The organism is Pseudomonas sp. SJZ074 (assembly GCF_007828215.1).
Taxonomy (GTDB): Bacteria; Pseudomonadota; Gammaproteobacteria; order Pseudomonadales; family Pseudomonadaceae; genus Aquipseudomonas.
Genome location: NZ_VIUE01000022.1, coordinates 23,312 through 46,650, shown reverse-complemented (window position 1 = coordinate 46,650; position 23,339 = coordinate 23,312). Strand labels below are relative to the sequence as shown.

Below are 23,339 nucleotides of genomic sequence, written 5' to 3'. Positions count from 1 at the left end.
GGATTCAGCTTTTCATGGCCAGCTTGACGACCTGTTGGGCCTGGGCAGCCGACAGCTTTCCATTCTTGCTCAGTTTGTCCAGGGAGGCGCTCGCTGTCATCAGGCTGGCGGTGAGTGTCGAGAGCGTCGCTTGCAACGCGCCGGCTTTTACCTGCTTGGTTTCCGGGGACATACTTTGATCGGCCATGAGCGCCTGCATTTCTGACTGCTTCTCTGCGATTTTCTGCTTCAGCTCCCGAATCATTTTCAGGATCTTCTGCACCTGATCGGGCAACCCGCTTTCTTCAATGTCCTTGTTGGCATTGGCGGTGCGGTCATTCGCTGATTTTTGAAGTCCGACCCCGGACAGCGATACTTTCACCCCCTCAACCTGCGTACCGGTAGACGATTTGTTCGCAGGCGCCTGTGCCACTTCATCCGTGGACTTTTTGGGTTCTACGCTGATTGTGGAGAGTGGGAGAGCACTGGAGCGCTGGGCATCGAGGTTAATCATGTTCAATCCTTGGAGGATGGGTATTCGAAACCTATCGGCTTGTTCTTGAATGTGTTTAGGTTTCTACCGGGAGAAAATTGTTAAAGGTTGTAATCCGCAAAGGAAATTTGTAGTGACGCGTAAACGAAAGCCCACTGACTGATCACCGCAACGAAGCCCCCTCCAACGTCTTCCACAACTTGCGCATCGTCGGGTTCCGATTGGCGATCGCACAGTACGAGCGAATCTCCAGCTGCGTGCTCCATTCCTGCTCTCCAGCCCTGACCAACAACCCTCGCTCCAATTCATCGGCCACCGCGCTCTGCGGTAACCAGGCCACACCATAGCCTTCGACCGCCATGCGCATCAGCAGCATCGCCATGTCGGCCTCATAGCAACGCTCCAATGCCGTCGGCGCGGGGCCGTTCTTGATGACGATGTCGGCGACGCGGCCGAGGAAGGTGGTGGCAGTGTAGGCCAGGTAGGGCACCGGTTTGCCGGCGCGGCCGGGCAGGCGGTACAGCGGTTCGCCTTTGGCATTGGGAGCGCACAAGGGGATGAACGCGTCGTGGCCGAGGGTCAGGCTGCCGAAGCGTTCGGCATCCAGCAGGATGGGGGCGAGCGGATGGTGATAGACCATCATCAAATCGCAGTTGCTTTCTTCGAGGGCGATGACGGCGTCGTGGATGTTGGCGGCGACGACCCGGGCATTGAATTGCTCGTTGTGCTGTTGGAACTGGGAGAGCCATTTCGGCAGGAAGGTCATCGAGAGGCTGTGGGCCGCGGTGATCTGGATGGAGCGGCCCGGCATCCGCTCCACGTCGCGCAACGTCGAACGCAACCGCAGCAGGCCGGCCAGTGCGTCCCGGCTTTCCTCGCAAAAAGTGATGCCCGCCGCCGTCAGCTGGACGGGGTAGGTGCCGCGGTCCACCAGCTTGACCCCCACCCACTCCTCGAGTGAGCGGATACGGCGTGACAAAGCTGATTGTGTCACGCAACGGACTTCGGCGGCGCGGGAGAAGTTCTTCCACTCGGCGATTGCCAGCAGGTCATCCAGCCATTTGAGTTGCATGTCCGGTCTCCCGTTAAAGATGCGCCAGTTTACGTCGCAATCACCCGGCCCAGCGTGTCCTTCGCATAACTATTCCGAAAGTGCATGAAGGTAGCTGGATTACTCATCATCTCGTCCGAGCCGCTCCTTAGAATCGACCTTGCCAAGTAAAAAACTCCAAGAACTACTTGAGGACAACACCGTGAAGAAGAATAAGCTCCCACGTCGAATTGCAATGGGCATAGCCCTGGGCGTGCTGGTGGGTTGGGCGTGTCACCATGTCGCAGGGAGCGAGCAAAGCGCCAAGGAGATCGCCGGCTATTTTTCGATGGTCACCGACATTTTCCTACGCATGATCAAGATGATCATTGCACCCCTGGTGTTCGCGACCCTGGTCGGCGGTATCGCCAGCATGGGCAACTCTCGTTCCGTCGGGCGCATCGGGGCCCGGGCGATGGCCTGGTTCGTGACGGCATCGATCGTTTCGCTGCTGATCGGGATGGGCCTGGTGAATCTGTTTCAACCGGGCGCCGGGCTGAACCTTGACGTTGCGCAGCATGCATCTGCTGCGGTGCCGGTCAACACCGGGGATTTCAGTCTCAAGACGTTCATCGGCCACGTGTTTCCCCGCAGCATCGCCGAAGCCATGGCGAACAACGAGATTCTGCAGATCGTGGTGTTCTCGCTGTTTTTCGGCTTTGCACTGGCCGGGGTCAAGCGGGCGAGTTACACCCGGATCACAGACTCTATCGAAGAGCTGGCGAAGGTAATGTTCAAGATCACCGACTACGTCATGGCCTTCGCACCGATTGGTGTGTTTGCCGCCATTGCCTCGGCCATCACCACCCAGGGGCTTGGTCTGCTGGTCGACTACGGCAAGCTGATCGGCGAATTCTACCTGGGTATCCTGATTCTCTGGGCGCTGTTGTTCGGTGCCGGCTACCTGTTCCTCGGGCGCTCCGTGTTCCGACTCGGAAAACTCATCCGCGAACCGATTCTCCTGGCCTTTTCCACCGCCAGCAGTGAGTCCGCCTACCCGAAAACCATCGAGGCGCTGGAGAAGTTCGGCGCGCCCAAGCGTGTGTCCAGCTTCGTATTGCCCCTGGGTTATTCGTTCAACCTGGACGGCTCGATGATGTACCAGGCTTTCGCCATCCTGTTCATCGCCCAGGCCTATAACATTGACCTGAGTTTCACCCAGCAGATGTTGATTCTTCTGACGCTGATGATTACCAGCAAAGGCATGGCCGGCGTGGCACGGGCTTCGGTGGTCGTGGTCGCGGCCACCTTGCCGATGTTCAATCTTCCTGAGGCGGGGCTGTTGCTGATCATCGGCATCGACCAGTTCCTGGACATGGCACGCACGGCTACCAATGTGGTGGGCAACAGCATTGCAACGGCGGTGGTCGCTCAATCCGAACCTCACGAGGAGGCGGCCGAGGACCGAGGCACCGCCCCCGTCCAGTCTCGATCCAACCCGGTTCCGGTTGTGTAGGGAGCAACGCCATGAAGGTGAAAGCGAAGTCGACCCGGCAGACGCCTGCGGTTCGGAAGCTGGGCATCGTCGGCGGGCTTGGCTCGCTGGCCGGTGGCGACCTGTTCTACAAACTGCTCAAGTCCAGAGCGGTGCTCGAGGATCAGGGCCGCTACCATTTTCTGGTCGAGCAGCACCCGTTCAAGGACGTGCTGCTGCCCCTGGACACGAATGCGAGCATGACGTCGCGCAAGTTCTATGTGTTCCAGGTGTGCAAGTTTTTTGAGGATAATGGCTTCGATGCGGTGCTGCTTCCATGCTTCGCCAGCCATACCTTCCGTGCGGAAATCCAGGACGAGTTGGGCATTGCGGTGCTGGACATGATGGCGGCCCTGGCTCGCTACGTCAGGCGCACTGTCCAGCCCCGGGCAACGTTGGGTGTCATTGCCTCCGATTTCGTGCGCCACTGTGGGATGTTCGAGCGGTACTTCGCGGAGGACTTCCGGATCGTTTACCCCGACGCCGAAGCTCAATCGGCCTTGATGGAGGCCGTGTATGGCGTCGATGGCATCAAGGACGGTTATCTGGAGGGCGCGCCACTGGAGGCGCTGTATCAGGCGTGTCTGTCGTTGCAGGCCCAGGGGGCGACGGTGATCCTGCCCGGCATGACCGAGCTTTCATTGGTCTGTACCGATCTGCAGCGACGCGGCATGGCCGTGCTGGACATCAACTCGATCTACGCTGACTTCGCGACGCAGCAGCGGACACCACCAGGTCGAGCGACCTTCAAACTAGGCATCATGGGCGGCGTCGGGCCGGCCGCCACGGTGGATTTCATGGCCAAGGTAGTGGCCAATACCCCGGCGGACAGGGACCAGGACCACATCCGGATGGTGGTCGAGCAGAACCCGCAGATACCGGATCGGACGGCCAGCCTGCTGCGGGGAGAAACCGATCCGACCCTGGCGATGTACGCCACCTGCAAGCGTCTTGAAAGCGCAGGCGTCAATGCCATCGCGATTCCCTGCAACACCGCCCATGCCTTTGTCGAACGCATCCAGACGAACCTGCAGGTGCCCATCGTGAACATGTTGAGCGAGACGGTGGAGTGGATCCTGCACCGGCACGGGGCGGACAGGGTCATCGGGCTCCTGGCGACTTCCGGTACGGTACAGAGCCAGGTCTATCACCAGGCTGCACGCCGCGCCGGGCTGCAGATCCTGACGCCGGGGGTCGATTATCAGGCCATGGTCATGGACGCCATCTACGGGCCGCGGGGAATCAAGGCCGGTTTCACCGACGGACTGTGCAGGGAACAGTTGCTGCTGGCGGCCGAGCACTTGTGCGAACTGGGGGCAGGGGTGTTGATTCTGGGATGCACGGAACTGCCCCTGGTGCTCGAACACGGCGAGGCGTTTGAAATCAACGGACATGCGGTGGCGCTGGTGGACCCGACGATGATCCTGGCGTTGAAGTGCATTGCCTTGGCGGAAAAGACAGACAGCCGCTTGCAAGGGGGGAAGTGAATGTCGTGGCGAGGGAGCTTGCTCCCGCTGGAGTGCGGAGCGCTCCCATCATTCGGGGCTACTGCGCAGCCCAGCGGGAGTAAACTCCCTCGCCACAGTGGATCACGTCAAATGTCCTTGCCCCCGCAACGCCGCAATATCCCGCTTGGGCGGCGTGCCAAACAAGCGGCCATATTCGCGGCTGAACTGGGCGGGCAGGTCCAGTGAGGTGATAAGGAAGCGCGAGGCATCGTAGCCATAGGCCTCGCCGCCGAGCCACAGTTGTTTCGCACCCTGGGTCACGAGGACGATGCTCGGTTCGATCATGCAGATGGCAGGCGGCGCGGGGGCATCACGTCGAAACAGGCTGAGTCCGGCGATCGATGTTGCATAGTCCCCTGTCCGCTGGGCCCGCGCGCCAATGTTGTCGGCGAGAGTTTCTTGCAACGATGTGCGCCGGATCGTCATGGTGTGTTCGGGTTTCAGGTTCGGTTGATAGCTTTAGGCAGAACATTACCTCGCCAAGCGAAGCGCTGCCTATATCTCGCGTGCAGGTTCACAGAATCGGGCAAGAATTACAGAGAAATACTCTACCGGTCATCCAGAGATAACCGCTGAAATGGACGTGTGCTGCGGGGCTTTTCCCGAGGCTCGTGCGGACCCGCTCTTGCAGTGCAGCAAAAGTGTTTACCTCAGCGACAGGATGCATACTCGATGACCGATACCTCTTTGCCGAAATCACACGGCCAACCCGCATGGAGTGCCGTGCTTGCCATGGCGCTCGCCGCGTTCGCGCTCGTAGCGTCGGAATTCATGCCGGTCAGCCTGCTGACGCCGATAGCGGCGGATCTGCAGGTCAGCGAGGGGCAGGCCGGACAGGGCATTGCCGTGTCCGGCGCCTTCGCGCTGATCACCAGTCTGTTCATAGCCTCGATTGCGGCCAGGATCGACCGTAAGTGGCTGCTGTCGGGTCTGACACTGCTGATGATCCTCTCCGGGACGGTGGTCGCGCTGGCGCCTGATTACCTGACGTTCATGGCGGGACGCGCCTTGATCGGGGTCGCAATCGGTGGCTTCTGGTCGCTGTCAGCGGCCACGGCCATGCGACTGGTACCGGACAATCAACTGCCGCGTGCCTTGGCCATCGTCAATGGTGGCAATGCCCTGGCGACGGTGGTGGCGGCGCCGTTGGGCAGTTTCCTGGGAGCGATCATCGGTTGGCGTGGCGCGTTCTTTTGCATCGTGCCCGTTGCTGCGATTGCCCTGGCCTGGCTGCTGTTGCGGATGCCGACAATGCGGATCCGGCACACGCAGACGAAACAGGGCAGCAGCAATGTTTTCAGGCTGATGACCCGGGCGCCGGTTGCATGGGGCATGTTGGCGGTCAGTACGTTTTTCATGGGGCAGTTCATGCTGTTCACTTACCTGCGTCCGTTCCTCGAAAGCGTGACCCAAGTGAGCGTCTCTCTGCTTTCGTTCATGTTGCTGGTCATCGGCGTGGCCGGTTTCCTGGGCACCTTCCTGATTGGCGCGTTCCTGAAGAAGGGCTTGTATCGGACCCTGATCATTATCCCCTTGTTGATGGTGGCGATTGCCATTGCGCTGGTGGGGTTCGGCGCGTCTGTGGTTGCCACGACCGTCTTGCTGGGATTATGGGGACTGGTGGCGACTGCCGCGCCTGTCGGGTGGTGGACCTGGCTGGCGCGGACACTGCCGGACGACGCAGAGGCCGGAGGGGGGCTGATGGTGGCAATTGTCCAGCTCGCCATCGGAGCGGGCGCGACGGTCGGCGGCTTTCTGTTTGATCTGAACGGCTACCAGGCGACCTTCGAAACCAGTGCGGCGGTGCTGGGCGTTGCCGCCATCCTGGCCATGCTGGCCGCTCGCGCTACGGCTCGGGAGTCGTTAGCGATGCCGAGCACCGCGGCATTCGGCGCAGCGGGTGGCTGAGCGAATCAGCTGACCGTTGAGCGCTTGCGGTTGGTGGCCTATTGATATCTTGGTAAACTCTGCTCTCATGATTCATCAGGCCGTCAGTTGTGTCTACCGAACGAATTCCCCAGTTGGAGCAAGCCCTTATGGCCGTTATCGCTGCCGCGGGGAAAATGGGTGTCTGCAGCGATGAACTGTGTGCTCAGGCGGTGGGCGGATTGATGTCCGATCACTACTGGAGCTGGGCCAATGCCCTTTATGCACAAGGCGCGGCCGATGAGATCGACAACGCCTTGAACAGGCTGGTGTCACGGCCGATGGCGCAAGTGACGTCGCCCGACGCTGAAGTTGGCAGCGACGTGACACTCCAGTCGGCCTTTCAGGCCAGCAATTAGACCGAGTGCGTTAAACCCAGACCTTCCTCCACCAGCGCAACCAACGCCTCTTCGTCCAGTGCCAAGGGCTCGGACAGCGGCTGTCCGCTCGACTGGACATGCCACCGCGATTCGCCATGTTCACCGACGGTTCGCAGCAGGCAGCGTGTCTGCCCCTTCAGGTGGATTTCAACACAGCCCTCTCCATGAGCGGAGAAGCGGGCAATCGGGTCGAGCTCGATGCGGTGATGGTTCCCTTCCATCAACAGTCGATCAATGGCGTAGTTGTACGTCGAACCGCTGGCATGGCTTTCGAACACGTGAGTGGGATTGCGCCGAATCGTCAACCCGGCTTCGCAGACCGGCGCCAGCCAGGTTTCGATCTGGTGGTACAGCTCATAGACCTGGGCGGGCCAGTGTTCAATCGCCAGGTCGGCATTGTTATCCGTGTCGGCACGGCTTTGCCGGGTTTGCCTCAGCTTGGCCGCCAGCTCGTCTGCTTTGCTCATGTCGATGCTCCCTGTCGTAATGATGAGGTGAGCTTAGCTGATGGGGTCAGGTGTTCAGTTGCGTTGGGTCAGGGAAGGCTTTCGAGTGTCGGGGCTGGTTTTGCTTTGGCAACGCAATCTCCGCGATTCCTTATGGGAGCGACGCTGCTGGCGAAGGCGTCCGGTCCTTTGCATCAAGGCTGGCTGACCCACCGCCATCGCGAGCAGGCTCGCTCACACATTATTCCGGTTGAAGCTGATATTAATGCCGTGCCTGATATTTCGGCGTCGCCCGCGTCGGGGTCTCGTGGTCGCTTTCCCCGGCAGGCTGTGCAGGCATATTCGGTAGCGAAGCGACGTGGACGGTCCGCGCAGGAATCGCGAAGCGCACGCCGATTTTCGCGAATTCTTCCATCATGCCCAGGTTGATCGCCTGTTGGATGTCCATGTAGATGTTGTAGCTGGGGTCCAGCACGATATAAACCGTCTCGAATTCCAGAGCGCTCTGACCGATGCCGCGAAAATGCGAGCGGTCGAAGCGGGTCTTTTCCTGTGCCTTGATGATGCGTTCGACGATGACCGGCACCTGCTTGAGTTGTTCCGTGGAGCAGTCGAGGGGCAGGGCGAATTCGAAAACGATGCGCCGTTCCTGGAGCCGTTTGTAGTTCTGGATGGTGGTGCTGATCATCTCCGCGTTGGCCATCACGATCTGTTCGCCACCCAGGCTGCGGATCCGCGTGGTCTTCAGGCCGACGTGTTCGACGGTACCGGCCAGGGATCCGACGACGATGAAGTCGCCGACTTCGAAGGGTTTGTCCACGGCAATGGACAGCGAGGCGAACAGGTCGCCGAGGATGTTTTGCACCGCAAGCGCGACGGCGATGCCGCCGACGCCGAGGCTGGCGATAAACGCGGTAATGTTCACGCCGAGGTTGGAGAGCATTGCCAACAGCACCATGGCCCAGAGAAATACCTTCGCGCCCCACAGGCTCAACGTCGCCAGGGCACTTTTCTGATGGATTTCGGTGTGGTTGTGGCGGGCGAAATAGTGCAACAGTGTAAGGGCGATTGCCCGGTTGGCCCACAGTCCCATTTGCAGGGCCGCCACCACGAACCAGAGGCTGCTGACCCGGCTGAGCCAACGTTCCGGCAAGTCCAGCACGCCGATGCCGATCAGGATCGAAGCCAGCAACAACAGGGTGTTGCTGGTGCTGGAGAGCACTTCGACGGCGATGTGGCTGAGGTAGGCGTTGGGCTTCTGCGCCCGGGCCCGTACGTTCCTGAGGAGGAAGCCGATGCTCGCCCTGGCGACGATGAAGCTCACTGTCATCACGCCGAGGGCGAGCAGCCAATTGGCGATGGAGATGCCCAGCAACTGGGTATCGGTAAAGATTTCGAGGGAGCTTGAGTCCATGGATCGGTCACCTGCGCCGTTGCTTTTCGGGTTCAGGCCCTATCTGGCGTTAGAGTCTGGACAGGGCCAGGAACTTCGTTAGGTGACGTAAGGTACGGGCCGTTCAATTTTATTACCGGCCTGTTGTTGCGAACATCGGTGGGCGTGGCGACTTACCCGGGCGAGCGTCTCTCTTAACGCAACAGGTGCACCGCCAGCCCGGCCAGCCCGCATGCCACCAATACCTGGATCACGCCACGCTTGTAGCGAAACAATGCAATGGCGGCCAATAGGGCGATGATTGCCGATGGCCAGTCCAGCGCACCGACAAAGCCGTTGGGCCAGAGTACGTGGTAGCCGAAGAAGCAAGCCAGGTTGAGGATCACGCCAACTACCGCCGCGGTAATCGCCGTCAGCGGTGCGGTGAACTTCAGGGCGTTGTGGGTCGACTCGACCAACGGGCCGCCGGCCAGGATGAACAGGAACGAAGGCAGGAAGGTGAACCAGGTCACCAGGGTGGCCGCAACGGCACCGGCGAGAAAGGCCTGTTCGGGGCCGAACACCTGCATGACATAGCCACCAACGAAACCGACGAACGCCACTACCATGATCAAGGGGCCTGGGGTGGTTTCGCCGAGGGCCAGACCGTCGATCATCTGTGTCGGTGTCAGCCAGCCGAAGTGTGCGACCGCTCCCTGATACACGTAGGGTAAAACCGCATAGGCACCCCCGAAAGTCAGCAACGCGGCTTTGGTAAAGAACCAGGCCATCTGCGTGAACGTGCCTTCCCAGCCGAACATCAGGGTCAACAGGCCCATCGGCAAGATCCACAGCAAGGCACCGATGGCCGCCAACCGGATGAGTCTGAAGGTGCTGAACCGGGCATGCTCCGGGGGCGGGGTGTCGTCGTCGATCAACGCTGGCCCGAAGGAGCGATGCCCGGCCGCCTGGCCGCCCAGGCTGAATTTTTCCGGCGCCCAGCGGCCACCGAAATAGCCGATGACCGCAGACCCGAGCACGATCAACGGGAAGGGGACATTGAAGGCGAATATTGCCGCGAACGACGCGACGGCTATTGCCCACAATCCACTGTTCCGGAGCGCACGGGAGCCTATGCGGTGGGCGGCATGGACGACGATTGCCGTCACGGCGGGCTTGATGCCATAGAAAACGCCTGCCACCACCGGCACTTCACCGAAGGCGACGTACAGCCAGGACAAGGTGATGAGGATAAACAGCGAAGGCAATACGAACAGCGTGCCGGCGATGACTGCGCCCCGGCCACGGTGCATCAGCCAGCCCAGGTAGGTCGCCAACTGCTGGGCTTCGGGTCCCGGCAGCAACATGCAGTAGTTGAGGGCATGCAGGAAACGCCGCTCGGAGATCCAGCGTCGGTGCTCCACCAGCTCCTGATGCATGATCGCGATCTGTCCGGCCGGCCCGCCAAAGCTGATGAAACCCAATTTCAGCCAGAACCAGAAAGCGTCGCGCAGGCTGACGGCCGAGGGAGCTTCAAGGGGACGGGAGGTTTTGTCCATGGTCGACGGCGCATTGGCAGATGGAAGGCGGACTACGTTATGGGGCGTTACGCAATTTGGATAGCCCCTGTCTGGGTTTCCCTGTAAAAAACACCTCCTTTCACCGGCTTGAAACACAGGCCTTGAACAATCACCGACCGGATCGAGGTCACTGCTTTCCACAGGGCTGCCCGAGGAGCGGGTCAATGAAACAACGTTTTGCAACAGTCATGCTGCTTGCGCTTACCCTGGGCTGCATGGGAGTGGGCAATGCCCGTGAATCACGCGCTGCCCGGGCGGAGTCCGTCGCGGGAGTATTCGATTACTACGTGCTGTCACTGTCCTGGTCTCCGACGTTCTGCCTGACTCACTCGGGCGATGCGCAGTGCTCCGGCAAAGGCTACGGTTTTGTCCTGCACGGTCTCTGGCCGCAATACGCCAAGGGGGGCTGGCCGCAATCCTGTGAACCGAGGGTGCCGCTGACCGACGCGGAACGGGAGAAGGGCCTGACGTTGTTTGCGACTCGCAAGTTGCTGGAGCATGAGTGGTCCAAGCACGGTACTTGCAGCGGCCTCGGCGCCATGGGCTTTCTGCAGGCGTCCGACAAGGCGCTGGCGGAGGTGAAGGTGCCGTCGCAGCTGCAACCCCCCAGTTCCTCGTATTATTTCGAAGCCGAGGAGATCGCCAGGCTGTTCCGGCAACGCAACCCCGGCATTCCGGCCGACGGTATTGCTGTCATCTGCAGTGGGCCGCAATTGTCGGAAGTGCGGGTGTGCATGGACAAGAGCCTGACGTTCACCAGTTGTGGCAGAGGCGTCAAGACGCAATGCCGGAGCGGGGATATCCGGGTGCCACCGGTGCGCTGAGGGCCGTATCTGACTGTCCATGGTCAAAGTTCTTGTGGCGAGGGGATTTATTCCCTCGCCACACATTCAGCGCTGTGCTGGCCGGCAGGCGATAGGAGATTTTTGGATCCACAATCCCACCCATCGGCTGCACTGCACCGGCAAATTGCCGCCATACGAGCGGTAGGCTAAGCTCTTGCCTATTGGGGGGCTTTGAGCGATTCGCTCATGCTTTGCCCTCCCGGGAATTCGCTTGCCTATCGTCATCCCTGATCCGCTCAATACACCCGGCGGTGCCCTCAAGCGCCTGCCGTTGCTCAAGGCAGCGGTGGCGTTTATCGCGGCGGTCTGCCTGTGCCTGTGCGGCTTGCTTTATCTGCAACTGGAGCAGTCCCGGCACCACGATCTGGACGCTGCGCGTATCGCCTCGGCCAACCTTACCCGGGCCATGGCCCAGCAGGCCCAGGATACGTTCCTGCAGGCAGATCTGGTGCTCGCCAGCCTGACCGACTGGATTCAGGTCGATGGCTTCGGCCCGGCGCTGCAACCGCGCCTGCATAGAACCTTTGCCCGACGCGTGCAATCACTGGAGCAGTTGCACGGCCTGTTCCTGTTCGACAAGAGCGGACATTGGGTCGTCACCTCCTTCGATGACTTGCAAAAAGGCGACGGGGTGGCAGACCGGGAGTATTTCGCTTTCCATCAGCAGAATGCCTCACTGATCGCCCATATCGGGCCGGCCATTCGCAGCCGGCAAAATGGCGATTGGATCATTCCGGTCTCCCGGCGCGTGAATGATCAGGACGGTAATTTCCAAGGCGTGCTGCTGGCCGGGATCAAGATGTCCTACTTCGATAGCTTCTTCAGAAGCTTCAGCCTTGACGACCAGGGCGAGATGGCCCTGGCCTTGACCGACGGAACCTTGTTGGCCCGCCGCCCCTTCGATGAAACGCAGATCGGCCGAGTCATGGCCCAGGAGAGCCTCTTCCGGCATGGCCCCGGCATCCAGAAGCCCGACACCGCAATGATCCGCTCCGCCGACGGTGTCGTCAGGCTATACGATCACCAGCACCTGCTGGCCTATCCGCTGATGGTTACGGTCGCGATGTCCGAGCAGGCGATTCTCGCCGGTTGGTACGGCAAAGCCTTTCAGTCCAGTCTCATCGTGGCCCTGGTGGTCACGGGCATCTGTCTGTTCGGTTGGGTGTTTGTGCGTCAGGTGCGTAACAGTGAGCGGATCGAGGCCGACCTGCGCAAGGCACAGGAAACGTTGAGGCTGATTGCCACCCATGACAGCCTGACGGGGCTGGCGAACCGTCGGTTGTTCGAGCGGGCCCTGGACATCGAATTTGGTCGGGGTGCCCGCCAGCGCAGTCCTTTGAGCCTGATCCTGCTCGATATCGACTACTTCAAGCGCTACAACGATGCCTACGGGCATGTGGCCGGCGACCATTGCCTGGCGCAAGTGGCGAAAGTGCTCAAGGGTTGCTGCCATCGCAAGGCTGATCTGGCGGTGCGTTATGGCGGTGAAGAGTTCGCGGTGCTGTTGCCCGACACCGACCTGCAGGGTGCCATGACGTTGGCTGAGCAGATCCGCCAGAGCCTTATCGACAAGCACATCACCCATTCCGGCTCCCCCACCGGCTACCTGACGGTGAGCCTGGGCTGCCATGCCTTCGTGCCCAGCAGCCTGGACAGCATCGAGGTCTTTATCCAGAGGGCCGATGCGGCGCTTTATCAGGCCAAGCACAGCGGCCGCAACCGGGTGCAGGCGTGGTCGACTGAAAGCGGCTTCGATACGCTGGAGCGTTCGGACCGTTGAGATCCGTTGGAATCATCGCCGACTGACAAGGGTCCACTGCTCAGCATCTCGCCGTTCGCCGATCGGACAGGAGCAGGTATATGGAGACCGCCGCCGATATTCCTTCCAGTGTCACGCGCCACACACCGATTACCCGACGACTGGTGGCCGCGGTCGCCGGGTTGTTTGTCCTGGGGGTCCTGGTGGCCGTTGCGGCACTGTTCAATATTGCCCGGCAGTTGGATGCAGAGGATGTGCGCAAGACGCACTTCTACATTGAACGCGCCGTGGAAAATCGCATCATCGCGTCGAAAAACTACATCACCAGTTACACCTACTGGACTACCGCCTATGAGCACCTCAACGGTGACGTCGATGTGCAATGGGCCTACGCGGAACAGAACATGGGCAAGACCCTGTTCACCAACGATGGCTATGAGGGAGTGTTCGTCGTCGACCGTGAGCGCACCAAATACGCGGTGGTGCGGGGGCAGCATGTCCAGGCGGAGGCGACAACGTATCTCGACGCGCCGTTGAAGGACCTGGTGGATCAGCTCCAGGGGCAATCCGACCTGACCGTTCCTGCGGTCCGCTACACCTTGTTCGAAGGCTGGCCGGCCATCGTCACCGCTTCGGTTATCCTGCCCAATGACGAGCGTCCCCGGGTCGATGCCAAGAGCACGTCGATCCTGTTGTTCGTCGACCAGCTGACCCAGGTCAAACTGCGCGCGCTGGGCAAGCGTTACGGCCTGACCGACCTGAACCTCAAGAAGGATAACGAACTTGCGTCCGGCCAGCCGGCAGTGCCGCTGGACAGCACCGGCTACAGCCTGGTGTCTCGCCTTGAACAGCCGGGCCGGCAATTGCTCTGGTCACTGATGCCGCCATTGGGTGGGGCGCTGTTGATCCTGGCGCTGCTTACTGCCTATTTTTTCCGCTATGCCCTGCGCACGGCGCGGCAGGTGGACGCCAGCTACGACAGCCTGGAACGCTCGACCCAGGCCCTGGAAGCCAGCGAAGAGCGTTTCCGGGCCGTGGCCGAGGCTGCTTCCGACTGGATCTGGGAAGTCGACGCTCAACAACACATCACTTATCTGTCGGGCCGCTTCAACACGGTCACCGGCTTTTCCGCCCAGCAATGGCTGGGCCAGGACATCGAGCAACTCCTGTACTGCGACACCACCCCGATTGCCCTGTGGCTCGGCGACCTGACGGAAGAGCAGAGCGCAAGCAACCTGCGCTGTTCCTACCGTGATCATTCCGGGCAACTGCGCTTCTGCCGGGTTTCGGCGCGGCCGATCTACGCCAGGTCCGAAGTGGTGGGCTACCGCGGCACCGCCAGCGACATCACCGATGAGGTCGCCGCCCACGCCCAGGTCCAGCATCTGTCGCTGCACGATGCGCTGACGGGCCTGCCGAACCGCAACAAGCTGGCGCGGCACCTGGAAGAGGCGCTGGCCGCCAAGGAGCATTCCGCCCCCTTGACCTTGCTGATGGTGGACCTGGACAACTTCAAACCGATCAACGATTCCCTGGGCCATCCGGCCGGCGACGCGGTATTGCTGGAAGTCGCGCAGCGCTTGCGTGACAGCACCCGTGAGCAGGATCTGGTGGCACGGTTGGGCGGCGATGAATTCGTCGTGGTGCTCAGCGGGATGGAGAACACCACTGAGATCGACCGATTCTGCGCTCGACTGATCGATAGCCTGCAGCAACCGATCCACTACGAAACCCATGCCCTGCACATCGGTGCCAGCATCGGTATTGCCGTGAGTCGTCGTCAGGGTTACGTGCCCGGCGAGTTGATTCGCTGTGCCGACATTGCCATGTACCAGGCCAAGTCCGAGGGCAAGAAGACCTGGTGCTATTTCGCCCCACAGATGAACGATCAGATCCAGCATCGGCGCCAGCTGGAAAGCGACCTGCGCCAGGCGCTGAAGAACAACGAATTCATCCTGCATTTCCAACCGCGCTACAAAGTCGACGGCCGGGAAATCGTGGCCGTCGAGGCCTTGGTGCGTTGGCAGCATCCCACCCAGGGCCTGCTCGGTCCCGATGCTTTCATTCCGCTGGCCGAGCAGACCGACCTCATCGTTCCGCTTTCGCGCTGGGTGCTGCGTGAAGCCTGCGAAACCGCACTGACCTGGCCTGGGGACCTGATGGTGTCGGTCAATCTGTCGCCGGCGCAGTTCGAGCGCAGCGATGTGGTGGAGGATGTACGCCAGGTGCTGGTCGAAACCCGTTTCCCTGCGAGTCGCCTGGAACTCGAAATCACCGAGAACGTGATGCTTAACGATGTGGACGGCGCCCTGCAGGTGATGAATGCCCTGAAGGAGCTGGGCGTGCGGTTGAACATGGATGATTTCGGGACCGGCTACTCCTCCCTGGGGTACCTGCGTACCTACCCCTTTGACGGGATCAAGATCGACAAGCGTTTCATCGCCTCCATGAGCAACAGCAGCAACGACCGCGCGGTGGTCCAGGCGATCATCAACCTGGGCAAGGCAATGGGCCTGACCGTCACGGCCGAAGGCGTGGAAACCCTGGCCCAGCTGGGTTCGCTTGGCTCGGATCAATGCCATGAGGTACAGGGCTATTTCCTCAGTCGTCCGATCGATAAGCAGGCATTTTCCGACTTGCTGGAAAACTCTCGGCCGCTGTCGAAAACCGGCTCCTGAATACTCCTGACGTCCTGGTACTTCGAGGTCCTGGCCCATGAAAAAACTGCGCATCGCGACTTTCAATATCAACGGTATTCGCGCTCGGTTGCCCAACCTGCTGGAATGGCTGGAGCGGGAGAAACCCGACATCGTTTGCCTGCAGGAGCTCAAGGCGCTCGACAGGGATTTCCCGGCGGCCGAGCTGGAGTCGGTGGGTTATGGGGCGATCTGGCACGGCCAGGCTTCCTGGAACGGCGTCGCGATACTGGCCCGTGATGCGCAACCGCTGGAGAGTCGGCGCGGCTTGCCCGGCGATGAAGGCGACAGTCACAGTCGCTATCTGGAGGCGGCCGTGCATGGCGTGCTGGTCGGTTGTCTCTACCTGCCCAACGGCAACCCACAGCCAGGGCCCAAGTTCGATTACAAACTGGCGTGGTTCGAGCGATTGATCGATTACGCCCAGGCGTTGCAGGCCAGTGATCACCCCGTGGTGTTGGCCGGCGATTACAATGTGGTACCCACCGACATGGATATCTACAACCCGCGCTCCTGGCTCAAGGACGCGCTGTTGCAGCCCGAAAGTCGCGAGTGTTATCAACGGTTGCTGGACCAGGGCTGGACGGATTCGTTGCGCCATTTGTACCCGGACGAGCGGATCTACACCTTCTGGGATTATTTCCGCCAGCACTGGCAGAAAAACTCCGGGTTGCGCATCGATCACCTGCTGCTCAACCCCGCAGCAAGCCCCTATCTGAGTGAGGCGGGCGTGGACGCCTGGGTCAGGAACCAGCCGCACCCCAGCGATCATGCACCCACCTGGATCCGGCTGGCTTCACGCAAGCGACGCTGACCGACAAGCCCAACGGGACCGGTTGTCGCTGCAAGAATAATGCCTTATACCTTGCTCCAGCAGATGGCTTACCGTAAGCCCTGCATTGGATAAAGGACACCCTCATGGACACCTCACGACTGAGCGATACGGGCCGTTATCTGCAACGCCTGGGTTTGGACGCACCCCCAGCGCCGACCCTCGACACCCTGCGCCTGCTCCAATGGCGCCACACGGCTGAATTCCCTTTTGAAACCCTCTCGACACTGCTGCGTCTGCCGGTGCCGATTGAGCTCGAAGCGGTGGAGCGAAAAATCTTCGAGCAAGGACGCGGCGGCTATTGCTACGAACTCAATCAATTGTTCCTGGTGCTGTTGCAGACGCTGGGCTTTGACGCCCGAGGCATTACAGGACGGGTGGTGATGAACGCACCCGAAGGTGCCTGGACCGCTCGCACTCACCGTCTCAGCCTGGTGACGATAGACGGCGTGCGCTATATCACCGACGTTGGCTTCGGCGGCATGGTGCCCACCGGGCCGCTGCTGCTGGACAGTCGTGACAGCCAGGCCACTCCCCATGAACCTTACCGTATCGAAGAGCATCCGGACGGCTATCTGCTGCGTGCCAACGTCGCGGGCGAATGGCGGCCGATGTACCTGTTCGACCTACAGCGCCAGGAAGACATCGACTACACCGTGGGCAACTGGTACGTCAGCAGCCACCCGGACTCGCCGTTCATGGGCCGGCTGATGGCGGCCCGCACTGGCGATGGCCTGCGCAAGACCCTCAACGGCAACAGCTATGCCGTGCACCGGATAGGGCAGAAGAGCGAGCGGCGGGAAATCACCGATGCCGATGAACTGATCGATTTGTTGGAAAATGAATTCGGTCTGCGTGTGCCGCCGCGCGAGCTGTTGCGGCCAGCAGTGTCGGGGCTGCTCTGACAGTGGGATGGGCATCCTGAGGATGTGATGACCTTTAGGTCGTAATGTGGCTAAGAAGTTGTATACAACTCTATGGACATTTGTCATGAGTTTTGAATACAGTGTGCCCATAACAAAAAACAGGGAATCCCCGAACCATGAAAACGCCCCATGTTTCACTTCCACGGCCCGAGGACGAAAACCTTGGTATCGGTGCGAATATGGCTTACGGCCTGCAGCATGTGTTGACCATGTATGGCGGCATCGTCGCGGTGCCCCTGATCATCGGCCAGGCGGCTGGGCTGTCTTCGGCGGACATCGGTCTGTTGATTGCGGCGTCATTGTTTGCGGGGGGGCTGGCGACCTTGTTGCAAACCCTTGGCCTGCCGTTTTTCGGGTGCCAGTTGCCCTTGGTGCAAGGTGTATCGTTTTCTGGGGTCGCGACCATGGTGGCGATTGTCGGGACTGGCGGGGAGGGGGGCTTCCAAGCCATCCTGGGGGCCGTGGTCGCCGCGTCCCTGATCGGTTTGCTGATCACCCCGGTGTTTTCGCGAATCACCCGTTTCTTTCCGCCGCTGGTCACCGGCATCGTCATCACCACCATTGGCTTGACGTTGATGCCGGTGGCGGCGCGCTGGGCCATGGGTGGTAACAGTCACGCCGCTGATTTCGGCAGCATGGCCAACATTGGTCTGGCCGCCGTCACGCTGGTGCTGGTGCTGTTACTCAGCAAGATGGGCAGTGCGACGATTTCCCGGTTGTCGATTCTGTTGGCGATGGTGGTTGGTACGGTGATCGCCGTGTTTCTCGGCATGGCTGATTTCTCATCCGTCAGCGAAGGCCCGATGTTCGGCTTTCCCACGCCATTCCATTTCGGCATGCCGACGTTCCACGTCGCCGCGATCCTGTCGATGTGCATCGTGATCATGGTGACCCTGGTGGAAACCTCGGCCGATATCCTGGCGGTGGGCGAGATCATCGACACCAAGGTCGACTCGAGGCGCCTGGGTAACGGCCTGCGGGCGGACATGCTGTCGAGCATGATCGCGCCGATCTTCGGTTCCTTCACCCAGAGTGCCTTTGCGCAGAACGTCGGCCTGGTGGCGGTGACCGGAATCAAGAGCCGTTTCGTGGTCGCCACCGGTGGGTTGTTTCTCGTGGTGCTGGGGCTGTTGCCATTCATGGGCCGGGTGATCGCTGCGGTACCGACCTCGGTCCTGGGTGGCGCAGGCATCGTGCTGTTCGGTACCGTGGCTGCCAGTGGCATTCGAACCCTGTCGAAAGTCGACTACCGCAACAACGTCAACCTGATCATCGTTGCCACCTCCATCGGTTTCGGCATGATTCCTATCGCCGCGCCAAACTTCTACGACCATTTCCCGACCTGGTTCGCGACGATCTTCCATTCGGGCATCAGTTCCTCGGCGATCATGGCGATCATCCTCAACCTGGCCTTCAATCACCTCACCGCAGGCAACTCCGACCAGCAGTCAGTCTTTGCCGCCGGCACCGAGCGGGTGTTGCGTTACCAGGACCTGGCGGCGCTGCGTGAAGGCGATTACTTCAGCGACGGCAAGCTGCATGATTGCGATGGCAATGAAATTCCGGTGCTGGCAGAGCCTTCCCACTCGACTGCGGAGCATGGGCCGATGCGGTTGAAAAGCGGCGAACATGCCTGACTGGGCCAGTTGAACATCAGCGGCAAATCCCCTGTGGGAGCGGGCTTGCTCGCGAAGGCGGTGTGTCAGGCAACATCAGTGTGATCGACAGACCGCTTTCGCGAGCAAGCCCGCTCCCACAGGTTTTGTGGTGTTCACATAATAAAAAACAGCCTGTGATCCTCGATCACAGGCTGTTTGTCTATTCGCTTACCAGCGACCGTAATGGCCGTGGGGCGGGCCGTAGTAGTAGCCCCGTGGTGGCCCGTAATACACCGGTGCTGGGCGATAGTAGATAGGCCGCTCGATGTACACCGGCTGTGGCTCGTAATAGACCGGTGGGGGTTGTTGTACATAAACCGGTTGCGGCTGGACGTAGACCGGTTGTTGCACGTACACCGGCCGGTCACGGTTGATGAGCGCCGAGCCGACAATAGCCGAGCCGACGATTGCACCGAACACTGCGGGACCCTCCCAACCACCGCGACCATGGGCGGATGCCTGGCCGGTGACCGCGAGTGCCCCCACGAGCAGGGCGATGACAGGGAGTTTACGATTCATGGTGGTTCCTCGTTTGGCCCCGTTTGCAACAGACCGCTGAAAGGTCACGGGGGTACTTGCTCTGACAACGATTTTCCCAGGATTTGCAGCGCCGTTGGGTAAATATTGTGTAAGGTCGGGCGGGCGGTGATCCCGCTTGTCAGAAAGTGGAATGCAAGGAAATAAACATGCAAATCAATCCCAACAAAGACACCCAACTGTGCATGTCGCTGTCGGGGCGGCCCGGGAATTTCGGCCTGCGTTTTCATAATCACTTGTATGAGCAACTGGGCCTGAATTTCTATTACAAGGCCTTCAGCAGCCAGGATCTACCTGGTGCGGTCGGCGGTATCCGCGCCCTGGGCATCCGCGGGTGCGGGGTGTCGATGCCGTTCAAGGAGGCCTGCATTGCCCTGGTCGATGAACTGGACGCCTCCGCCGCCGCGATCCAGTCCATCAACACCATCGTCAATACCGATGGCCATTTGAAGGCTTACAACACCGACTACATCGCGGTTGCCCAATTGCTGCAGACCCATGCCGTGCCCAAGGACTCGACCTTTGCCCTGCGCGGCAGCGGCGGGATGGCCAAGGCCGTGGCCAGCGCCCTGCGTGATGGCGGCTACCAGCAGGGGCTGATCGTCGCCCGCAACGAAACCGCCGGACGGGCCTTGGCCGAGTCCCTGGGATATGAGTGGCAAGCCGAGCTGGGTGAGCAACGGCCGCGGATGCTGATCAATGTCACACCGATTGGCATGACCGGAGGGCCGGAAGCCGATCAGCTGGCGTTCGAGCCCGTTGCCATCGCCGCAGCCGAGACCGTGTTCGACGTGGTGGCAATTCCATCGGAAACCCCGCTGATCGTGCGTGCCCGGGCTGAGGGCAAACGAGTCATCACCGGGTTGGAGGTAGTTGCCATCCAGGCCCTGGAGCAGTTCGTGCTTTACACCGGCGTGCGGCCGAGCCTGGAGCAGTTCGAGAAAGCCGTGGCGTTTGCCCGGTCCGCTTAGGGCTTATTCCAGACGCGCGAGGCGTTCCTCCAGCGCCACGATCCGCGCTTCGAGCTCTTCGATGCGCTCCAGCGAGACGCCGCTGCCGGCACCGCGTTCCACCGGGTGCTGGCGGGCGGCGAGGATCGCTTCGATGTCCGCCGGGTCGCCCATGGCATGGACATAGCGGTCTTCCCGCTGGCCGGCCTGGCGTGGCACCAGCAGCGCCAGCCCGCGGGCGATCAGGCGTTCAAGTTGATGCAGCACTTGGTCGGTGTCTTCGAAATCATGCATGCGGCCACTACGGGTCAACAACTCATTGACCGTTTGCGGGCCGCGCAGGAACAACAGGCCCATCAGGATGACCTGGGCCGGTACCAGTTCCAGGGCCTTGTCGACCCGATGCTCCCAGCGGTCGGCGCGGCTGCCCATGACCAGTTTGGTAAAGCCGCGACCCTCCAGCGCCCGCAAGCTCTGGCCGACCTGCCCCGGGGTGAGGTTCATCACCGGTTCACGGCTGGTTTTCTGGTTGCAGGCCAGTACCAGGGCGTTGAGAGTCAGTGGGTAGGTTTCCGGGTTGGTGGCCTGTTTTTCCACCAGGGCACCGAGGATGCGGATTTCCATGCTGTTGAGCCTTGCTTGTTCGGCCTGGCCTTGTTCTTCGATGCTCATCGCGCGTCCCCTATGCTGTGAAGCCGCCTAGCCTAATCCTTGCGCAATAAAAGACAAGGTGTGCAACAAGCCGTGGCTATAATCGCCTCCGTTTGCTGTGTTCCTTCCTTTCACCTGCATGAGATCGCCATGACTATTTCTCTTTATGCCGCTTCCATCCCGGTTTTCAAGCAGATGCTCAACGCCATGAGTGACGTCCTGAATAAGGCCGAAGCCCACGCGACTGCGAAAAACATCGAGCCGAACGCTTTCCTGCAAGCCCGCCTCTACCCGGACATGTTTCCGCTGGTGCGTCAGGTGCAGATTGCCGTGGATTTCGCCAAGGGCGTGTCCGCTCGCCTGGCCGATATTGAAGTACCCAAATATGACGACAGCGAAACCACCTTCGCTGAGCTGCAAGCCCTGATCGCCAAGGTATTGGCCTTCATCGACGGCATCAGCCCCGAGCAGATCGATGGCAAGGAAAATATCGAGATCGTCACCCGCCCGGGCACGCCGAAGGAAAAACGCTTCACCGGCCAGAATTACCTGCTGACCTATGGCCTGCCGCAGTTCTTCTTCCACGTCACCACCACTTATGCGCTGCTGCGTCATAACGGTGTGGAAGTGGGCAAGCGCGACTATATGGGCGCGTTCTAAGCGCGCAGCCATGAAAAAGCCCGGGACGGTGTGAGCCGTTCCGGGCTTTTTTTGCCTGTTGGTCACCGGTGAAGGTGCCGCCTATCCCCACAGAGGATTCAGGGTGGATACAAATCCCGAGACCACTCTAAAACAAATGTGGGAGCGAGCCTGCTCGCGATAGCGACGGCACCTTCACCGCAGCCATCAAGCCGTACGTGCGAGCCTCTGTTCCTCACCCAGGCAAGCCGCCGCGGTGAACAGCACATCGGTGGACGAGTTCAACGCCGTCTCCGCCGAATCCTGCAGGACACCGATGATGAATCCCACGGCAACCACTTGCATGGCGAGTTCACTCGGGATACCGAACAGGCTGCACGCCAGGGGAATCAGCAGCAGTGAACCACCGGCCACACCGGACGCGCCGCAGGCACAAATGGCCGCGACGACGCTCAGCAATACCGCTGTCGGAACATCCACCACGATCCCCAGGGTATGCACCGCAGCCAGGCTCAGCACGGTGATGGTGATAGCGGCGCCGGCCATGTTGATGGTCGCGCCCAGTGGAATCGATACCGAGTAGGTATCCTCGTGCAGGCCCAGGCGTTTGCTCAGTTCCAGGTTCACCGGAATGTTGGCCGCTGAACTGCGGGTGAAGAACGCGGTGATGCCGCTTTCGCGCAAGCAAGTGAACACCAGCGGATACGGGTTGCGCCGCAGTTTCCAGAACACGATGAGCGGGTTGATCACCAGTGCGACGAACAGCATGCAGCCGATCAGCACGGTCAACAGATGCAGGTAACCGAGCAGGGCGCCGAAGCCGGAGGTGGCCAGAGTCGAGGCAACCAGCCCGAAGATCCCCAGCGGGGCGAAGCTGATCACCAGACGCACGATCGCGGTCACGCCGTTGGACAGATCATCGAGCATGGTGCGTGTGGTTTCGCCGGCGTGGCGCAGGGCAATTCCCAGGCCGATGGCCCAGGCCAGGATGCCGATGAAGTTACCGTCGGTCAGCGCCCGGACCGGGTTATCCACGACGCTGAGCACCAGGCTTTGCAGCACTTCGCCGATGCCACCGGGAGCGGTGACAGCTACGTCCTGGGCGGACAACACCAGGCTGGAGGGGAACAGGGTGCTGGCTACCACCGCAACTACCGCCGCTGCGAAGGTGCCCAGCAGATACAGGAGCAGGATTGGCCGGATATGGGTCTGCTGGCCTTGCTTATGGTTGGCGATCGAAGCCATGACCAGCACGAACACCAGGATGGGGGCGACCGCCTTGAGGGCGGAAACGAAGACCTTGCCGATGAATGCGGTGGATTTCGCCACATCCGGCGCCAGCCACGCCAGGGCGATACCGATGATCAGGCCGATGACGATTTGCGTCACCAGGCTGGTGCGTTTGAAGCGTTGTAGAAGGGAAGGGGATAAAGCAGTCATACGGCTATCCATGTGTTTTTTGTTGTGGGCAACGGTCCGCGTTCAGGGCAACAAGCGGGCAGGCCACGTGAGCGGGACCGGAAGAATGTTCGATGTTTGCGGGGCGCGGACTTTAGCACAGCCCGGTAAAGAATCTGACGGACCTGTGACGATCCGTC

The 23,339-nt window shown here is 60.7% G+C and carries 20 protein-coding genes and 1 pseudogene; 12 read left to right on the top strand and 9 right to left on the bottom strand.

What is annotated here, in order from left to right:
* Positions 1-4: 4 nt before the first annotated feature.
* Together FBX99_RS20645 and FBX99_RS20640 are read right to left on the bottom strand one after the other, a co-directional pair.
* A complete protein-coding gene (locus FBX99_RS20645; RefSeq protein WP_256662471.1) occupies positions 5-493 on the bottom strand; it encodes a hypothetical protein in 489 nt (162 codons plus the stop codon).
* 142 nt (positions 494-635) lie between these two features.
* Positions 636-1,544 (bottom strand): LysR substrate-binding domain-containing protein, encoded by a 909-nt coding sequence (locus FBX99_RS20640; RefSeq protein ID WP_144923951.1) that lies wholly within the window; start codon positions 1,542-1,544, stop codon positions 636-638.
* 181 nt (positions 1,545-1,725) lie between these two features.
* Here FBX99_RS20640 and FBX99_RS20635 point away from each other — a divergent pair, with 181 nt between their 5' ends.
* Together FBX99_RS20635 and FBX99_RS20630 are read left to right on the top strand one after the other, a co-directional pair.
* Entirely contained in the window at positions 1,726-3,018 is a 1,293-nt protein-coding gene (locus tag FBX99_RS20635) for a dicarboxylate/amino acid:cation symporter (RefSeq protein ID WP_144923949.1), read from the top strand.
* Positions 3,019-3,029: 11 nt separating this feature from the next.
* Positions 3,030-4,523, top strand: a complete 1,494-nt coding sequence (locus tag FBX99_RS20630; RefSeq protein WP_145132682.1) for an amino acid racemase — start codon at positions 3,030-3,032, stop codon at positions 4,521-4,523.
* A gap of 189 nt (positions 4,524-4,712) precedes the next feature.
* Here the strand turns inward: FBX99_RS20630 and FBX99_RS20625 are convergent.
* Positions 4,713-4,970, bottom strand: a pseudogene (locus FBX99_RS20625) (AraC family transcriptional regulator); the annotation flags it as partial.
* A gap of 246 nt (positions 4,971-5,216) precedes the next feature.
* Here FBX99_RS20625 and FBX99_RS20620 point away from each other — a divergent pair.
* Together FBX99_RS20620 and FBX99_RS28950 are read left to right on the top strand one after the other, a co-directional pair.
* Positions 5,217-6,452, top strand: a complete 1,236-nt coding sequence (locus tag FBX99_RS20620) for an MFS transporter (RefSeq protein WP_144923943.1) — start codon at positions 5,217-5,219, stop codon at positions 6,450-6,452.
* A gap of 128 nt (positions 6,453-6,580) precedes the next feature.
* Positions 6,581-6,829 (top strand): hypothetical protein, encoded by a 249-nt coding sequence (locus FBX99_RS28950; RefSeq protein WP_178112015.1) that lies wholly within the window; start codon positions 6,581-6,583, stop codon positions 6,827-6,829.
* On the opposite strand, the gene FBX99_RS20610 is transcribed toward FBX99_RS28950, so the two are convergent.
* The 3 genes from FBX99_RS20610 to chrA form a co-directional block, all read right to left on the bottom strand.
* Positions 6,826-7,317, bottom strand: a complete 492-nt coding sequence (locus FBX99_RS20610) for a hypothetical protein (RefSeq protein WP_144923940.1) — start codon at positions 7,315-7,317, stop codon at positions 6,826-6,828. The genes FBX99_RS28950 and FBX99_RS20610 overlap by 4 nt on opposite strands.
* A gap of 241 nt (positions 7,318-7,558) precedes the next feature.
* Positions 7,559-8,710 (bottom strand): mechanosensitive ion channel family protein, encoded by a 1,152-nt coding sequence (locus FBX99_RS20605; protein WP_145132680.1) that lies wholly within the window; start codon positions 8,708-8,710, stop codon positions 7,559-7,561.
* Positions 8,711-8,883: 173 nt separating this feature from the next.
* The gene (chrA, locus tag FBX99_RS20600) at positions 8,884-10,227 is read right to left on the bottom strand and encodes a chromate efflux transporter (protein ID WP_144923934.1); all 1,344 of its coding nucleotides are present in this window, start codon (positions 10,225-10,227) and stop codon (positions 8,884-8,886) included.
* Between the two features lie 185 nt (positions 10,228-10,412).
* Between chrA and FBX99_RS20595 the strand changes: the two genes are divergently transcribed.
* From FBX99_RS20595 to FBX99_RS20570, 6 genes are all read left to right on the top strand, one after another.
* Positions 10,413-11,072 carry a ribonuclease T2 gene (locus FBX99_RS20595; protein ID WP_144923932.1) on the top strand — a complete coding sequence of 220 codons (660 nt, stop codon included), beginning with the start codon at positions 10,413-10,415 and terminating at the stop codon, positions 11,070-11,072.
* 232 nt (positions 11,073-11,304) lie between these two features.
* Positions 11,305-12,873, top strand: coding sequence for a GGDEF domain-containing protein (locus FBX99_RS20590; RefSeq protein WP_144923928.1), 1,569 nt, complete (start codon positions 11,305-11,307; stop codon positions 12,871-12,873).
* 80 nt (positions 12,874-12,953) lie between these two features.
* The gene (locus FBX99_RS20585; protein WP_144923925.1) at positions 12,954-15,530 is read left to right on the top strand and encodes an EAL domain-containing protein; all 2,577 of its coding nucleotides are present in this window, start codon (positions 12,954-12,956) and stop codon (positions 15,528-15,530) included.
* Between the two features lie 37 nt (positions 15,531-15,567).
* The gene (gene xth / locus FBX99_RS20580) at positions 15,568-16,362 is read left to right on the top strand and encodes an exodeoxyribonuclease III (protein WP_047703772.1); all 795 of its coding nucleotides are present in this window, start codon (positions 15,568-15,570) and stop codon (positions 16,360-16,362) included.
* A 104-nt stretch (positions 16,363-16,466) separates the two neighbouring features.
* Complete coding sequence (locus FBX99_RS20575; RefSeq protein WP_144923922.1) at positions 16,467-17,285, top strand: arylamine N-acetyltransferase; 819 nt, start codon at positions 16,467-16,469, stop codon at positions 17,283-17,285.
* A gap of 137 nt (positions 17,286-17,422) precedes the next feature.
* Positions 17,423-18,943 (top strand): nucleobase:cation symporter-2 family protein, encoded by a 1,521-nt coding sequence (locus FBX99_RS20570; RefSeq protein WP_144923919.1) that lies wholly within the window; start codon positions 17,423-17,425, stop codon positions 18,941-18,943.
* A gap of 189 nt (positions 18,944-19,132) precedes the next feature.
* Here FBX99_RS20570 and FBX99_RS20565 read toward each other — a convergent pair whose 3' ends face one another.
* Positions 19,133-19,483: a hypothetical protein gene (locus FBX99_RS20565; RefSeq protein WP_144923916.1), complete on the bottom strand. Its 351-nt coding sequence runs from the start codon at positions 19,481-19,483 to the stop codon at positions 19,133-19,135.
* Positions 19,484-19,650: 167 nt separating this feature from the next.
* Between FBX99_RS20565 and FBX99_RS20560 the strand changes: the two genes are divergently transcribed.
* Positions 19,651-20,472 carry a shikimate 5-dehydrogenase gene (locus FBX99_RS20560; protein WP_144923913.1) on the top strand — a complete coding sequence of 274 codons (822 nt, stop codon included), beginning with the start codon at positions 19,651-19,653 and terminating at the stop codon, positions 20,470-20,472.
* A 3-nt stretch (positions 20,473-20,475) separates the two neighbouring features.
* Here the strand turns inward: FBX99_RS20560 and FBX99_RS20555 are convergent, their stop codons facing one another.
* Positions 20,476-21,123, bottom strand: a complete 648-nt coding sequence (locus FBX99_RS20555) for a YceH family protein (RefSeq protein ID WP_144923910.1) — start codon at positions 21,121-21,123, stop codon at positions 20,476-20,478.
* Between the two features lie 129 nt (positions 21,124-21,252).
* On the opposite strand from FBX99_RS20555, the gene FBX99_RS20550 reads away from it, so the two are divergent.
* Positions 21,253-21,762 (top strand): DUF1993 family protein, encoded by a 510-nt coding sequence (locus FBX99_RS20550; RefSeq protein WP_144923907.1) that lies wholly within the window; start codon positions 21,253-21,255, stop codon positions 21,760-21,762.
* A 186-nt stretch (positions 21,763-21,948) separates the two neighbouring features.
* Here the strand turns inward: FBX99_RS20550 and sstT are convergent, their stop codons facing one another.
* On the bottom strand, positions 21,949-23,181 hold the full coding sequence (gene sstT, locus FBX99_RS20545) for a serine/threonine transporter SstT (RefSeq protein WP_144923904.1): 1,233 nt from the start codon (positions 23,179-23,181) through the stop codon (positions 21,949-21,951).
* Positions 23,182-23,339: the final 158 nt, after the last annotated feature.